The 13,910-nt window shown below is 67.8% G+C and carries 14 protein-coding genes; 5 read left to right on the forward strand and 9 right to left on the reverse strand.

Going from position 1 to position 13,910, the window contains the following annotated elements; all coding sequences use genetic code 11:
- Positions 1-2 precede the first annotated feature (2 nt).
- On the reverse strand, positions 3-704 hold the full coding sequence (locus tag CXY79_RS05170) for a DUF4386 domain-containing protein (RefSeq protein WP_104100080.1): 702 nt from the start codon (positions 702-704) through the stop codon (positions 3-5).
- 113 nt (positions 705-817) lie between these two features.
- On the opposite strand from CXY79_RS05170, the gene CXY79_RS05175 reads away from it, so the two are divergent.
- On the forward strand, positions 818-1,504 hold the full coding sequence (locus CXY79_RS05175; protein ID WP_199186727.1) for a TetR/AcrR family transcriptional regulator: 687 nt from the start codon (positions 818-820) through the stop codon (positions 1,502-1,504).
- A gap of 73 nt (positions 1,505-1,577) precedes the next feature.
- Here CXY79_RS05175 and CXY79_RS05180 read toward each other — a convergent pair whose 3' ends face one another.
- Positions 1,578-2,618 (reverse strand): hemolysin family protein, encoded by a 1,041-nt coding sequence (locus CXY79_RS05180; RefSeq protein WP_104100082.1) that lies wholly within the window; start codon positions 2,616-2,618, stop codon positions 1,578-1,580.
- On the reverse strand, positions 2,611-3,978 hold the full coding sequence (locus CXY79_RS05185) for a hemolysin family protein (protein ID WP_104100108.1): 1,368 nt from the start codon (positions 3,976-3,978) through the stop codon (positions 2,611-2,613). The genes CXY79_RS05180 and CXY79_RS05185 overlap by 8 nt, the downstream gene beginning before the upstream one ends.
- A gap of 149 nt (positions 3,979-4,127) precedes the next feature.
- Here CXY79_RS05185 and CXY79_RS15640 point away from each other — a divergent pair, with 149 nt between their 5' ends.
- A complete protein-coding gene (locus tag CXY79_RS15640) occupies positions 4,128-4,628 on the forward strand; it encodes a hypothetical protein (protein WP_146068090.1) in 501 nt (166 codons plus the stop codon).
- A 441-nt stretch (positions 4,629-5,069) separates the two neighbouring features.
- Here the strand turns inward: CXY79_RS15640 and CXY79_RS05195 are convergent, their stop codons facing one another.
- Positions 5,070-5,906, reverse strand: a complete 837-nt coding sequence (locus CXY79_RS05195) for an exodeoxyribonuclease III (RefSeq protein WP_104100084.1) — start codon at positions 5,904-5,906, stop codon at positions 5,070-5,072.
- Positions 5,907-6,015: 109 nt separating this feature from the next.
- On the opposite strand from CXY79_RS05195, the gene CXY79_RS05200 reads away from it, so the two are divergent.
- From CXY79_RS05200 to cofC, 3 genes are read left to right on the forward strand one after another with little or no spacing between them, the layout of a single operon-like run.
- Positions 6,016-7,017 carry a TIGR03557 family F420-dependent LLM class oxidoreductase gene (locus CXY79_RS05200; protein ID WP_104100085.1) on the forward strand — a complete coding sequence of 334 codons (1,002 nt, stop codon included), beginning with the start codon at positions 6,016-6,018 and terminating at the stop codon, positions 7,015-7,017.
- 2 nt (positions 7,018-7,019) lie between these two features.
- A complete protein-coding gene (gene cofE, locus CXY79_RS05205) occupies positions 7,020-7,844 on the forward strand; it encodes a coenzyme F420-0:L-glutamate ligase (RefSeq protein ID WP_199186728.1) in 825 nt (274 codons plus the stop codon).
- A complete protein-coding gene (gene cofC, locus CXY79_RS05210; protein WP_104100086.1) occupies positions 7,841-8,494 on the forward strand; it encodes a 2-phospho-L-lactate guanylyltransferase in 654 nt (217 codons plus the stop codon). Before cofE ends, cofC begins: the two co-directional genes overlap by 4 nt.
- A gap of 167 nt (positions 8,495-8,661) precedes the next feature.
- On the opposite strand, the gene cofD is transcribed toward cofC, so the two are convergent.
- The 5 genes from cofD to CXY79_RS05235 form a co-directional block, all read right to left on the reverse strand.
- Positions 8,662-9,663 carry a 2-phospho-L-lactate transferase gene (cofD, locus tag CXY79_RS05215; RefSeq protein ID WP_104100087.1) on the reverse strand — a complete coding sequence of 334 codons (1,002 nt, stop codon included), beginning with the start codon at positions 9,661-9,663 and terminating at the stop codon, positions 8,662-8,664.
- Positions 9,660-10,526, reverse strand: coding sequence for an ABC transporter ATP-binding protein (locus tag CXY79_RS05220; RefSeq protein WP_104100088.1), 867 nt, complete (start codon positions 10,524-10,526; stop codon positions 9,660-9,662). The genes cofD and CXY79_RS05220 overlap by 4 nt, the downstream gene beginning before the upstream one ends.
- Positions 10,517-11,539 carry a putative F420-0 ABC transporter permease subunit gene (locus CXY79_RS05225; protein ID WP_104100110.1) on the reverse strand — a complete coding sequence of 341 codons (1,023 nt, stop codon included), beginning with the start codon at positions 11,537-11,539 and terminating at the stop codon, positions 10,517-10,519. Before CXY79_RS05225 ends, CXY79_RS05220 begins: the two co-directional genes overlap by 10 nt.
- A gap of 147 nt (positions 11,540-11,686) precedes the next feature.
- Complete coding sequence (locus CXY79_RS05230) at positions 11,687-12,712, reverse strand: putative F420-0 ABC transporter substrate-binding protein (protein ID WP_104100089.1); 1,026 nt, start codon at positions 12,710-12,712, stop codon at positions 11,687-11,689.
- Between the two features lie 321 nt (positions 12,713-13,033).
- On the reverse strand, positions 13,034-13,819 hold the full coding sequence (locus CXY79_RS05235) for a (S)-acetoin forming diacetyl reductase (protein WP_104100090.1): 786 nt from the start codon (positions 13,817-13,819) through the stop codon (positions 13,034-13,036).
- Between the last annotated feature and the right edge of the window lie 91 nt (positions 13,820-13,910).

A 13,910-nucleotide genomic window follows, 5' to 3' on the forward strand; every position in this document is an offset into this window, starting at 1 on the left:
GGTTAGGAACGCGGGAGACGTCGTCCCCCGATGAGCAGCCAGAAGATCATGGCGGTCTCGCCCACGAAGCCGAACAGGCCGAAGGTCGGGGTGAAAGCGGGTGCCACCACCAGGCCGATGAGGTCGGCAATGTAACCGATGCCGGCGAGACCGATCAGGATTCCAAAGACCTTCGGCATGAAGCCGGAGCGGATCGACAGATAGGCGATCAGGAGGAGATGCACCCCGAACAGGCCCAGGGCGGTGTTCCAGATCGACGAGAACGAGTCGATGTCGGCCAGCGCGACTTCCGGGGTGTCGAGGTTGTTGAAGGCGACCACGAGCCGGCTGAGGGCGACCATGAACCACCCGGCGAAAGCGATTCTGATCAACCCGGCAAGAGCGGAGACGACACGGCTGACGGGCTTGAAGAGCGCGTAGGTGCCGGCGGCGGCGATGACGTCCAGCACGACGACGACACACAGCGCGCCGATTCCGGCGAGCCACAGCGCCGGCGAGGCGGAAATTGCATCGGTCGTCTTTTCCGCATCACCGGCGGTCACGAGGCCGTTGATGGCGATGAAATAACCAAAGATCGAGAGGAACACCATGGCCGTGAGGGCGGTGCCCGTTACGAGCGCTCCGGTTCGCTGCGACCAGCGGAAGGGGTTGAGTGTGGCAGCCGGCGCTGTGGCGCTGGGCGCGGGGTGGAGGTGAGTGGTCATGGCTCGTATCCTTACTGCATCTGTGGCTAAAACTTACGATGTATGCTTATGTTGTAAGTAAGATATATGTACGTGGTAAGGTTTGTCAACGGATATGAGTGCGGGAGAGAGACTTGGCAGCAGCACGTGAAGCAGCACCCGCACCCCGAGCTCGTTTGAACCGCGAGCGGGTGATCGCTGCCGCCGTTCGCCTTGCCGACACTGAGGGGCTTGAAGCCCTCACGATGCGGCGTCTGGGCGAGGACCTGAACGTGAAGGCCATGTCGATCTATAACCACGTGGCCAACAAGGATGACCTCATCAACGCCATGGCCGATGCGATCTTCAGCGAGATCGAATTGCCGTCACACAGCGATGAGTGGAAGCCGGCAATCCGAAAGCGCTCGATCTCATTCCGGGATGTCCTCGCCCGTCATGCTTGGGCTACGACCGTTCGTGACTCCGGAACGAACCCGGGACCGGGCACCCTCCGGCACCACGACCGGGTGATCGGAACCTTCCGCAACGGCGGTTTCTCGATCGCGAAGACGGCCCACGCGTTCTCCGCTGTCGACAGCTATATCTACGGGTTCGCGATGCAGGAGAAGAGCCTGCCCTTCACCACGCCGGAAGAGACGGCAGCGATGGCCGCGATCATGCTGGCGCAGCTGCCCACAAGCGAGTACCCGTACCTGGCTGAACTCACGGCCGACCACGTCTTGAAGCCCGGATACTCCTATGGGGATGAATTCCTGGTCGGGCTCGACCTCATGCTCGACGGACTCGAGACCATGCGAGACACCGATCAGGCCTTTGAATGAATGAGGGCGTCATGAGACACACGTGACGGGCACCCATTGACATTCCACGCGGCATCCGCGCCCCGGTTGTCACCTACACGGTGGTGGCGTCATCGACCTGGCCGACGAGCTCCTCGATGATGTCCTCGAGGAACAGAACGCCCGTGGCGACTCCGTCAGCGTCGAACGATGTGGCGACATGCGCACCGAGGCGCCGCATTGACGCCAGGGCATCCTCGAGCTCGCTGCCCCGGAACACGGAGGCCAGGCGACGGATGCGTTTGGCCGGCACCGGCTCCGTGAACGTGCTCCCGGAGGTGAGGTCCATCACGTCTTTCAGGTGCAGGTAGCCCGTGGGCTGCCCGTCGACGTCAGTGAGGATGTACCGGGAGTAGCCGTGCTGGGCGACGGCCCGCTGGATGTCGGCGGGTGACGCGGATGCCGGCAGGCAGACCATTGAGCCGATCGGCACCTCCACGTCGGAGACTCGCTTCGAGGTGAACTCGAACGCGGCGGAGAGGGTGCCCGAAGCATCCGTCAGGAGACCCTCGCGGGTGGACTGCTCCACGATGCCGGCCACCTCGTCGAGGGTGAATGCGCTGGTCGCCTCATTCTTCGGCTGCACCTTGAACAGGCGCAGCACCCCGTTCGCCAGCCAGTTCAGGCTGACGATCACCGGGTTGAAGATGCGGGCGACGAGGACGAGCGGCGGCGCCAGGATGAGCGCGGCGCGGTCGGGCACGGAGAAGGAGATGTTCTTGGGCATCATCTCGCCGAACACCACGTGCAGGAACGTCACGAGCGCGAGCGCGCTCGCGAAGGCGATCACGCTGATCGCGCGCTCAGAGAGTCCGGTCAGGGCCAGCGGGTACTCCAGCAGGCCGTGGATGGCCGGCTCGGACACGTTCAGGATGAGCAGCGAACACACGGTGATGCCCAACTGGCTGGTCGCCAGCATCAGGGTCGCGTGTTCCATCGCCCAGAGGGTGGTCTTCGCCGCCTTGTTGCCGCGGGCGGCGAGCGGCTCGATCTGCGACCGGCGGGCCGAGATCACGGCGAACTCGGCGCCCACGAAGAACGCGTTGACGGTCAACAACACGACGAGCCAGATCAGGCCCGGCCAGTACTCACTCATGGGTCAGGTCCTTCTGGATTCGGGTGACGATTCGGTCGTGTCTGGTGGCCAGGCTCGGATCGTGCTCGGGGTCTTCGGGGGTGTAGCGCACGCGCTGAACCTGCACGCCATCGACTCGGTCGATCCGCAGGATGCCACCGTCGACGGGGACCTCGTCGCCGAGTTCGGGAATGCGGTCGAGCTGATCGGCGATGAAGCCCGCGACGGTCTCGTAGTCGCCGTCCTCGGGCACCGTGACGCCCGTCCGATCGAACAGCTCGTCCGGCCGCCAGCCGGCGTCGAACACCACAGAACGACCCGAACGGATGACGCCGGCTTTCGCCCGGTCATGCTCGTCTTCCAGCTCGCCCACGAGTTCTTCGACGAGGTCCTCGAGCGTGACAATGCCGGCCGTTCCGCCGTATTCGTCCGCGACGACCGCGATCTGGAAGCCCTGTCTGCGCAGCAGGCCCAGGAGCGTGTCGACGGCCATCGACTCGGGCACACGCAGTGCCTCCACCTTCAGCTCGTCGGCGGTGACCTGGTCGCGTTGCGCCAGCTCGACGGCGAAGGCCGCCTTGACGTGCAGCACCCCGACGATGTCGTCGGAATCCCTGTCGATCACGGGGAAGCGGGAGTAGCCGGTGGCCGTGGACAGGGCCAGGATGCTCTCGGCAGAGTCGGTGACCTTGACCGAGGACATCCGTACCCGGGGGGTCATGACGTCGTCGACCGTGTGGTCGGCAAAGCGCAGCGTGCGGTGCAGCATGGCCGCGTGGTCGTTGTCGAGCACGCCTTCCGTCGCCGACCGCCGCACGAGGAAGCTGAGCTCTTCGGCGCTGCGGGCACCCGAGAGTTCCTCTTTCGGCTCGATGCCGACCAGGCGGATCAGGGCGTTGGCGGTGTTGTTTAACAGCAGAATGACGGGCTTGAATACGGCGGTGAACAGGGCCTGCGGGGGCAGCACGATCTTTGCCGTGGCCAGCGGCACGGCCAGGGCGAAGTTCTTCGGCATGAGCTCGCCGATCACCATGGAGAACAGGGTGGCCAGCGAAATGGCGATGATGGTGCCGAGCAGCGGCACGAGTCCTTCGGGCACGCCGGCGCCCGTGAGCGGCCCGGTCAGCAGCGAGCTGATGGCGGGCTCGAAGGTGAACCCGGTCAGCAGGGTGGTCAGCGTGATGCCGAGCTGCGCGCTGGACAGGTGCGTGGAGGTGATCTTCAGGGCCTTGATGGTCGGGCCGAGGCGTTTCTCGCCGCGTTCCTGCCGGGCCTCGAGCTCGTTGCGGTTCAGGGTGACCAGGGAGAATTCGGCGGCGACGAAGATGCCCGTTCCGACGGTGAGGAGAAGCCCGACCCCCACCATCGCCCACTCAAACAGCATGTGGCCCTCTCAGACTCGGGCGCAGGATGTCGAGGCGTGGCTGGATGGGCGAGGGTTTATCAGGGTCCATGAGGAGGGTAAGACTATCGGGCGGTGCCCGGCTGTGGCTGGGAAACTCTCGGTTCCAGCCTCCCTAAGCTCGTCGCGTGGGCGGTGCTCTGGTCGGCTTCTCCGTCATCGGATTCGTGATCCTGGTGGGCTGTCTCGTCGCGCTCCTCGGCATCATCGGCGTCGGCGCCGGGCTGGCCATCAACCGGGTGTTCTTTCACACTCCGATGGCTGAAACCATGCTGGGTGCGGCTGCTCCTGGCGTTCGGCATGTCGTTGCACGGGGAGCGCCTGCTCAAGGCGGGATCGGCGCGCAAACGCGTGGCGGCGGCATCCGTCATCAAGGGGGTCGTGATGCCGGTGGTGCCTACATCTTCGGCCGGTTCGTCTCCGGCTGGACGCTGCGAAGCTGTTCGCGGTGGTGGCCGTCGCGGCGCTGCCTGCCCCGATCTAGCGGCCGGCCGGCCGATGGCCGAGCACGACATCGATCGCTCGAAGCCGAACACGGCTCCGGACCACAAAGCGAGGGAATGCCGGCCGAGCTGAGTCCGAGGCCCTGCGCCTCGTTCCGAACGAATTCGACGGAGATTTTGCTTTAGAAAGCGTGTTTCGGTTCAAAAACGGGTGCTTGACCAAAAATCTCCGTCGAATTGGTTCGACGCCGGGCACAGCGTTCCGCCTTCGATGAACCGAGGCCACTCGGTGCGGTCAGCTCTGACCTTGCGAAAGCGACACAACCAAACGATTCGGACTCACTCATCTAACACCGGGGGCCGCCGTCGCAGCCAGGGGCGCAGCATCCGGGTGATCTGGGGCATGACCAGGAAGCTCCTGGCCCCGCTGAGCCCAGCGCGTGGCCTCAGAGATGCGGGTCGGCTCGACGCGGCGGGTGACGGAGACGGTGACGGAGGTCGCTGGGCGCGCTTGTGGCGCGCTTGTGGCGATCTTGTGGCGCCCCCAGGGTATGGAAGTCATTGTGCGAGTAGCGCCGCCGCGCTCGCACGCGCCGTTGCCGGCACGTTTCCGGCTCGGTGCGCCGGTTAGAAGATCATCGGGCGGTCGTCGTCTTCGCCCTCGAGGGCCAGCTCCACGACCACGGGAACGTGGTCGCTCGGCGCATCACCCTTGCGCTCATTGCGGTGGATGCTCGCCGCGGTCACCAGATCCGCGAACGCGGGGGAGCCGAGGATGAAGTCGATCCGCATGCCCTCGTTGCGGGGGAACCTCAGCTGTTTGTAGTCCCAGAAGGTGTAACCCTCCGGAGCCAGCGGGCGCACCACGTCGAAGATGCCCTCCGCCTCGAACGCGCGGAACGCGGCCCGCTCGGGCTCGGAGATGTGAGTGGATTTGCCGGGAACGAAGCTCGGGTCACCCATGTCACGCTCGAATGGGGCCACGTTCCAGTCGCCCATCAGTGCGAGGGCCAGGTGCGGGTCGCGAGCCAGTTCGTCCCGGGCGTGCGCGCGCAGGCGCTCCAACCAGTCCAGCTTGTAGGCGAAGTGCGGGTCGTCGATGCTGCGTCCGTTCGGAACGTACAGGCTCCACAACCGCAGGTCCTCCACCGTGACGCCGAGCGCCCGGGCCTCGAGCGGGAGGCCGGGACCCTCCTGGCCCTTCAGAAAGCCGGGCATGCCGGGGAAGCCGGTGGCGACATCCGTCATCTCGAGGCGACTGGCGAACGCGACGCCGTTCCACTGGCTGAGGCCGTGGACGGCGAGCTCGTAGCCGGCGTCCTTGAACGCCTGCGCCGGGAACTGCGGAGGCTTACATTTGATCTCCTGCATCGCGAGCACGTCGATGTCCTCGCGCACCATCCAGTCGACGACCCGGCCGACTCGGGCACGGATGGAGTTGACGTTCCAGGTGGCGATGCGCATGCTTCCAGCCTATTTGACGGATGCCGCTCGGGCGTTTCTAAGTGGGGAGGGGAGTTCTCGGAGCCGGGAGTGACAGGATCGAACCACAACGAAAGGCAGGGCGGTACCCATGACGGATTTGCAGATCGGCTACGCGGCGATGCTGGAGCAGTTCGCGCCCGCGGAGGCGGTGGCCCTGTCGGCCTACGCCGAGGAACACGGGTTCACCGGGGTGATGGCGGCCGACCACTTCCAACCGTGGGTGCCCGCCCAGGGTGAGTCCTCGTTCGTCTGGAGCGTGCTCGCGGCGATCGGTGAGCGCACGAAGGGGGACCTCGGGCCCGGCGTCACCGCGCCCACCTTCCGGTGGCACCCGGCGATGGTGGCGCAGGCCTCCGCGACGCTCGCCTCGATGTACCCCGGCCGGCACTGGCTCGGCCTCGGCTCCGGCGAAGCTCTGAACGAGCACATCGTCGGCCAGTATTGGCCGGAAGCCCCCGAGCGCATCAATCGCATGTTCGAGGCCATTGAGATCATCTCCAAGCTGTTCACCGCCTCCATCGCAGGCAAGGACGTCAAGCACTCCGGCCAGTTCTACAAGCTCGAGTCGACCCGGCTCTGGACCATGCCCGAGGTGGCCCCGGAGATTCTCGTCGCCACCGCCGGCCCGGTCACGGCCAAGCGCGCCGGGCGTCACGCCGACGGCCTGATCACGGTCGGAGCCCCGCTGGAAAAGATCTCGATGCTGTTCGGCAAGTTCGACGACGGCGCCCGGGATGGCGGCAAGGACCCGGCCGCTATGCCCAAGGTGCTGCAGCTGCACATGAGCTGGGCCGAAACCGACGAGGTGGCCATGCGGAACGCCCTGGTCGAGTGGCCGAACGGCGGGATGAAGTTCCCGAAGGGGGATATCCGTTCACCGTTCGAATTCGAGCAGATCGCCAAACTCGTTCGCCCCGAGGACTTCGAGGGCCGCATGATCATCTCAGCCGACCCCGACGACCACCGGGCCTACATCCAGAAGTTCGTCGACCTCGGCTTCGACCGCATCTACCTGCACAACGTGGGCCGCAACCAGCGCCAGTGGATCGACGTTTTCGGCGCGTCCGTGCTGCCGAAGCTCGTGCGCTAGTGGTGCCAGAACCAACCGGCCTGCACGTTTTCGTGCTGGAGGGCATCGGTGAGGTCGAGGCCGGCGCAGACCTCGCTGCGCTCATCGCCGACGCGGCAGGCAGCCGCCTGCGCGACGGCGACATTCTCGCGGTGACAAGCAAGATCGTGTCCAAGGCCGAGGGCCGCCAGGTGCGGGCGGCCGATCGGGAACAGGCGATCACCGATGAGACGGTGCGGGTCGTCGCGACCCGCGCCTTTCCCGGTGGGATGACGCGGATCGTCGAGAACCGCCAGGGCCTGGTGATGGCGGCGGCCGGCGTCGACGCGAGCAACACCCCCGACGGGTTCGTGCTGCTCCTTCCCGTCGATCCGGATGCCTCCGCGCGCGCCCTCTGCGCAGCCCTCCACGAACGCACCAGCCTGCGGCTCGGCGTGCTGATCACCGACACCGTCGGGCGCCCGTGGCGTGAGGGCCAGACCGACATCGTGATCGGAGCCGCCGGAGTCACGGTTCTCGACGACCTGCGCGGCACGACCGATGCGTCCGGCCGGCGCCTCGACGTGACCGTCGCCGCGGTCGCAGATGAGATCGCCGGCGCGGCCGATTTGGTGAAGGGCAAGACCAGCGGCAACCCGGTCGCGGTCGTGCGCGGGCTCGGTCGCCTCGTGGGCGAGCCCGACGACGCGGATGCGCGCGGAGCGACCCGGCTGCTGCGGCCGAGCGAGAACGACATGTTCCGGCTGGGGAGCGCCGAGGCGCACTCCGAGGGTTTCTCGGAGGGGTACACGGCGGGGCTGGCCGCTGCCGCCGTCGACGCGGCATCCGTCGTTTCCGTCACCGAATGAGCTGGGTGGCGATCGTGCCCGTCAAGGGCAACCCCGGGGCGAAGAGCCGGCTGGGCGAGCGGCCCGATCGGGCCGGGCTGGCGGATGCCTTCGCTCTCGACACGGTCGCGGCCCTGCTGGCGGCGCATGGTGTCGACCGGGTGCTGGTCGTCACGGGCGACGGTGAACTTTCGGGTCGGCTGGCCGAGCTCGGGGTCGACATCGTGCGCGAGGCCCCGGTGCGCGAATCGATCCTGCCCGCAGACCCGTTGAACGCGGCAATCCGGCAGGGACTGATGGTTGCCCGCGGGGCATTTCCGGAGGCGAACCTAGCCGTGCTGACCGGCGATCTGCCGGCGCTGACGCCCGCGGATGTCGAGCGCACTCTGCACCTCGCCGCCGCGCACGATCGCAGTTTGGTGCCCGACGCGGCCGGAACCGGCACCACGGCTCTGCTCGCGCTCGCCGGAGTCCCGATCGAGCCTCGGTTCGGGGTTGGGTCTCGGGCCGCCCATGAGGCCGCCGGCCATGTGCCGCTCGTGCTGGCGGCATCCGTTTCGATCCGTCACGACGTCGATACCGCCGCCGACCTTGCGGTGGCGCAGCGGCTCGGTCTCGGGCCGCACACCCTCCTGGTCGTCGAGGCCCCGGGGTCGGCCGCCGCGCGCTGATCGGCGCGTCGCTACAGTCAGAGATTTTTCGCGAAACGCCGGGTCACCCCAGGGCGCCGTGAGCGGCGTGTCGCAAAAATCTCCGAGGTTACGTGCACGCCCGTTGCGGCAGGGAGTCGAAACTGTTGCCGCCATGGATGGAGCTGCCGCGGCTGTGCTACTGCCGCTCAGACGACGGAGTGGGTGCCGCGAGCGAAGGCGAGCGCATCCGCCGCGAGCCGCATGGTTGTCGCGGCATCCCGCATCCAGAGCGGCACGGCGACCGAATGGATGCCGGCGGCCGCCAGCGCCGGCAGCGCGCCGGCATCCGTCTCGTCCACCAGCCACCCGTCGAGCACGCCGCCCGCGGCGCGGGAGCCGTAGTGCAGGCCCACGGCCTCGGCCGTAGTCTCGACGCCGATGGTGTGCAGGCAGGCGTCGGCCATGCCGCGCACGGCCGCGCCCGCGATGATCGGCGAGACGCCGACCACAGCGGCGGTGCTGGAACGCAGGGCGTCCCGGATGCCCGGTACGGCGAGGATCGTGCCGACCGAAACGACCGGGTTCGACGGTGGCAGGATCACCAGGTCGGCCGTCATGATGGCGTCGACGACGCCCGGCGCGGGGACTGCGGACTCAAGTCCGACCTGCACGAACTCGGTCGCCGGAACGCCGGCGCGGTAGCGCACCCACCACTCCTCGAAGTGGATCAGCTCGCCGGCCCGGTGCTCATCGGCATCCATAGCCAGTCGGGCATGTGTCTCGACGGGGATGTCGCTCATCGGCAGCAGGCGCGCCCCGGGCTGCCAGCGGCGGCAGAGGAACTCGGTGGCCTCGCTCAACGTGGAGCCGTTCCGGAGCAGGTCGCTGCGCACGATGTGGGTGGCCAGATCCAGGTCGCCGAGCGTGAACCAGGACCAGCCGCGCCCGTAGGCGGCGATCTCAGCGGAGGCGCGGCGGGACTCCTCGGGCCGCCCCCAACCCTGCTCCTCGTTGATGCCTCCGCCGAGGGTGTACATCACGGTGTCGAGGTCCGGGCAGATGCGCAGCCCGTCCAGCCACATGTCATCGCCCGTGTTCACGATCACCGTCACCGTCGCCTCCGGCTCGGTTTCCGCCAGGTGCTTCAGCAGCCCGCGGGTGAACCGGGCGCCGCCGATGCCGCCGGCCAGAACGGTGATGGTCGTCATCTGTGCGCTCTTCCGTGCTGGGTGACTTCGGGTTCACGGGGAGGCGGGAAGGCCAGAATCGTCGAGGATGGAGCGAACACGATCACCGGATGCCCGCCGCGCGGATGTGGGATCACGTCGCAGTCCACGCCGTAGACCTCCGCAATGGTCGCCGGCCGCAGCACCGCCTCGGGGGTGCCGGCCGCGACCAGTCGCCCGTGGTGCAGCAGCAGGATCTGGTCGCAGAACGCGGCGGCCAGATTCAGATCGTGCAGGGCCATGATCGCGGTCAGGCCCGTGCCGGCCGCGCCCGCGCAGAGCCCGCGCACCTGCCCGAGCAGCCCGATCTGGGCGCTCACATCGAGGTGGTTGTTCGGCTCGTCCAGCAGCAGCAGACTCGGCCGCTGCGCCAACGCTCGGGCGATCTGCGCGCGCTGCTGCTCGCCGCCGCTGAGCGTATGCCACGCCCGGTCGGCGAGGTCGCTGCCGCCGACCACGGCCAGCGATTCCTCGGCCACCCGGTGGTCGTCGTCGCCGCCGAAGCTGCCGAGCACCCGGCTGCGGTGCGGGATCCGGCCGAGGAGCACGACCTCGCGCACCGTGAGGTCGACGCTGGGCGCGGCGTTCTGTTCGAGCAGCGCCACCCGCCGGGCGGTCTCGCGCCGCGACAGACCGGACCCTCTGCCGGATCGCGCTCCGTCGAGTTCGACGCCGCCGGCATCCGGTGCCTCCAGCCCTGCGATCAGGCGCAACAGGGTGGACTTGCCGGCCCCGTTGGGTCCGAGCAGGCCGGTCACTGCGCCCGTGGGCACGACCGCCGACACATCGGTCAGAATCGGGGTGCCGTCGACCTGGAACGACACCCGGTCGAGGATCACGACCATGCGGCGGCCTTTCTGCTCTTGATCAGCACGATGAAGACGGGCACGCCGATCAGCGCGGTGATGATGCCCACGGGCAGCTCGCGGGGGTCGAACACCGTGCGGGCGACCGTGTCGGCCACGATCAGGAACAGGGCGCCGAGCACCACGGTCAGCGGCAGCAGGCGGCGGTGGCCGGGCCCGCTCAGGCCGCGCACCAGGTGCGGCAGGATCAGGCCGACGAAGCCGATGGCCCCGCTCACGGCCACCATGGCGCCGGTCAGTAGCGCCACCGCGCCGAGCAGTATCCACCGGGTGCCGTTGACGTTGATGCCGAGGGATGCCGCGGCGGTGTCCCCGAAGGTGAACGCGTCCAGACGGGTGGCCGAGAGCACGATCCCGGCGCCGACCACCACGAGGGCAGTGCCCGAGATGACGACGCTCGACCACGAGCTGCCGGCCAGCGAGCCCAGCAGCCAGTTGAGGATCTCCCGGTAGGAGTCGCCCTTGGCTGCCCAGAAGATGATGAAGGACGTGCCGGCCGCACCCAGTTGCGCGATGGCCAGGCCCGAGAGCACCGCGCGCCCGGGCGTGATCGTGTTGCCGACGCGCGCGATGCTCAGCGTGGCGACGAGGGCTGCCAGCGCGCCGAGGAACGCCGCGGCCGGCAGCGCCACCGCGACGCCGAGAACGATCACACAGACCGCGCCGAGAGAGGCCCCGCTCGACAGCCCGAGCAGGTAGGGGTCCGCCAGCGGGTTGCGGGTCACCGACTGCATCACCGCGCCGCAGAGCGCGAGCCCCGCACCGACAGCGGCCGCGGTCAGAACGCGCGGCAGGCGCAGCTGCCACACGATCGAGTCGGTCAGCGGGGCCACCCCGGCGGCGCCCGGCAGGCCGAGGTGCCCGGCGAGGCTCGCGGCGACATCCGTCAGGCTCACGTCGGCCGGACCGATGGTCACGGCCAGCCCCGCCGTGAGCACGAGGGCCAGGACCGACAGGGCGAGCCAGCCCAGGTAGCGCGCGCGCCCGGCCACGCGACGGCTCTGGGCCGCCGTGCGTTCCGGCTGCTGCAGCTCCACCCGATCCACCCGATCCACCTGCCTCGCCTGTTCCGTCGTGTCTGTCCCGTTGGTGCTGTCCTGGCGTGTCCAGCGTCGTGCGTCGTGCTCTGGCGCCGGTCGCTAGCCGGCCGTCGTCGACCCGAGCGCGTCGAGCTGTTCGATGGTTGACGCGGCGGCTTCGACGTTGCGGATGCCGGCCTCGGTGGCCGCGAACGGCAGCACGATGTAGCGCTGGTTCTTCACGGCGTCGAGTTGCTGCGTGGCCGGGTTCGTCTCGAGGTTCGCGATCTTCGACTCCGCGGTGTTCCAGGTGGCGTCGACGAGCACGATCACGCTCGGGTTCGCCTCGATGACCGACTCCCAGCCCACCGAGGTCCAGGTGTCCTGCACGTCGGCGAACACGTTGGTCAGGCCCGCGGCCGCCATGATCATGTTGGGCGAGCCGATGCCGGCGCCCACGTAGGGAGTGTCGGTGCCGCTGGAATACCAGAGCGCGGTGGTGTCCGCGGCGGCGGGGTCAAGGGCCGCGAGGGTCTTCTGCTGATCGGCGACCAGGTCGGCCGCGGCCTCTTCGGCGCCGAAGATCGCGCCGGCCTCGGTGATCTCGGCGAACACGGAGTCGAAAGTGAGCGGGTCAGGCATGTAGCCCTCGCCCTTGCAGGCGGCGGGGGAAACGTAGCTGCCGATGCCGAGGTCGGTGAGGCTCTGGCGTTCGCCCACGCCCTCGGCCGAGAAGTTGGACTCCCAGCCGCCGTAGACGAAGTCGGGCGTGAGTCCGAGCACGGCCTCCCGGCCGGGCACGAAGTCGCTGACCACGAACAGGCCTGCGCCGGCCTTCTCGAGGGATGCCGGCAGCGGGCCGTCGAGGAACGCCGAGCCCACGATGCGATCGGAGAGGTCCAGTGCGAGCAGCAGCTCGGTCGTCGACGACTTGATCGTCACGATCCGTTCGGGCGCGGCCTCCACGGTCACGTCGGTGCCGCAGTTGTCGATCGTCATCGGGTAGCCTCCACCCGTGCCGGCGCTCGCGCCCGGCGCGGCACTGGGCGCGGCGACGGGACTCGCCGCAGCGCATCCGCTCGATAGCAGGGCAGCCGCCGCTACGACCACCAGCAGGGGACCACGCAACGAACGTAATTGGGACATGTTACCGATCCGGTTCAGGGCCGCGAGAGCTGGTGGATCGTCGGTATGAGCGCGCCATGGCGACGATTCACCCGCTCTGGCGAGCACAGGGAGAACTGCGGGGCAGGAAGGGTGCGACCGAGCACGTGTCGGCGACCTGCCGCCCAAGTCGGGGCCGGCTCAACCGGTCAGAGCCAACCGGCGGTCTTCGTTCAGCCTAGGCCAGAACTTCGGCGCGGCCCATCCCGGGCGAGCGGGGCGATGGGGGACGGATGTCCGGCGCGCCCGGGATACTCAGTGCGGCCAGTCGCCGGGCCGGTGAGAGTCAGTTTCGTCCTCTGCTTAGTTGAAGACCATTCCGCCGTCGACCAGAATCGACTGTCCGGTGATGTAGCCGGAGTCGGGGCCAGCCAGGAACGAAACGACCCCCGCGACCTCGGACGCTTCGGACAGGCGGGCGAGGGCGATGCCGTTCGTGAACTGATCCCAGCCCCACTCTTCCGACTGGCCCGCGTCGGCTGCCACCTTTTTCGCGAGCTCCTCCATGAGGGGCGTCTTCACGATGCCGGGGGCGAAGGTGTTGACCGTGATGCCGAATTGGGCCAGGTCCTTGGCGGCTGTCTGGGACAAGCCACGAATGGCGAACTTGGTGGCCGAGTACAACGCGATGCCGGGGTTCCCGACGTGACCGGCCTGGGACGCAGCACTGATGATCTTTCCACCGTGGCCGAGCTCTTTGAACGCCTTGGTGGCTGCCTGAATGCCCCACACCACGCCGTTGAAGTTGATGGAGAATATTTTTGCGATGCTTTCCTGGGTGATGTCATCGATTGGAGACGTGGGGGCGATGCCGGCGTTGTTGACGATGACGTCGAAGCCCCCGAGCTCCGTGACAGCCTGCTCGACCGCGGCGAACACGCTGTCTCGGTCGGAGACATCGACGTGCAGTGCGAGTGCTCCGCCCTCCTTGCCTCCCAGGGATTCGGCAACTGCGCCTGCGGTCGCACGGTTCAGGTCGGCGATGGCGACCTTGAAGCCGTCAGCGTGGAGTCGCTCAGCAATGGCCTGACCAATCCCCTGTCCACCACCGGTAACGAGTGCGACTTTTCCGTTTTCTGTGCGTGCCATGGTATTGATTCCAATCTCGATTATTCGCAACCTGCCGGCGAGTCGATGACGTCATGTCAAGGCAGGACAGGAGTTTTACTGATCCGATACG

It is taken from the genome of Cryobacterium sp. M96 (assembly GCF_002929845.1).
GTDB classification, from domain to species: domain Bacteria; phylum Actinomycetota; class Actinomycetes; order Actinomycetales; family Microbacteriaceae; genus Cryobacterium; species Cryobacterium sandaracinum.

Coding starts and splice junctions, on each gene's coding strand:
- CXY79_RS05170 (WP_104100080.1), bottom strand. CDS start 704: ATGACCACTCACCTCCACCCCGCGCCCAGCGCCACAGCGCCGGCTGCC.
- CXY79_RS05180 (WP_104100082.1), bottom strand. CDS start 2,618: ATGAGTGAGTACTGGCCGGGCCTGATCTGGCTCGTCGTGTTGTTGACC.
- CXY79_RS05195 (WP_104100084.1), bottom strand. CDS start 5,906: ATGCGCATCGCCACCTGGAACGTCAACTCCATCCGTGCCCGAGTCGGC.
- CXY79_RS05200 (WP_104100085.1), top strand. CDS start 6,016: ATGACGGATTTGCAGATCGGCTACGCGGCGATGCTGGAGCAGTTCGCG.
- cofC (WP_104100086.1), top strand. CDS start 7,841: ATGAGCTGGGTGGCGATCGTGCCCGTCAAGGGCAACCCCGGGGCGAAG.
- cofD (WP_104100087.1), bottom strand. CDS start 9,663: ATGACGACCATCACCGTTCTGGCCGGCGGCATCGGCGGCGCCCGGTTC.
- CXY79_RS05220 (WP_104100088.1), bottom strand. CDS start 10,526: ATGGTCGTGATCCTCGACCGGGTGTCGTTCCAGGTCGACGGCACCCCG.
- CXY79_RS05230 (WP_104100089.1), bottom strand. CDS start 12,712: ATGTCCCAATTACGTTCGTTGCGTGGTCCCCTGCTGGTGGTCGTAGCG.
- CXY79_RS05235 (WP_104100090.1), bottom strand. CDS start 13,819: ATGGCACGCACAGAAAACGGAAAAGTCGCACTCGTTACCGGTGGTGGA.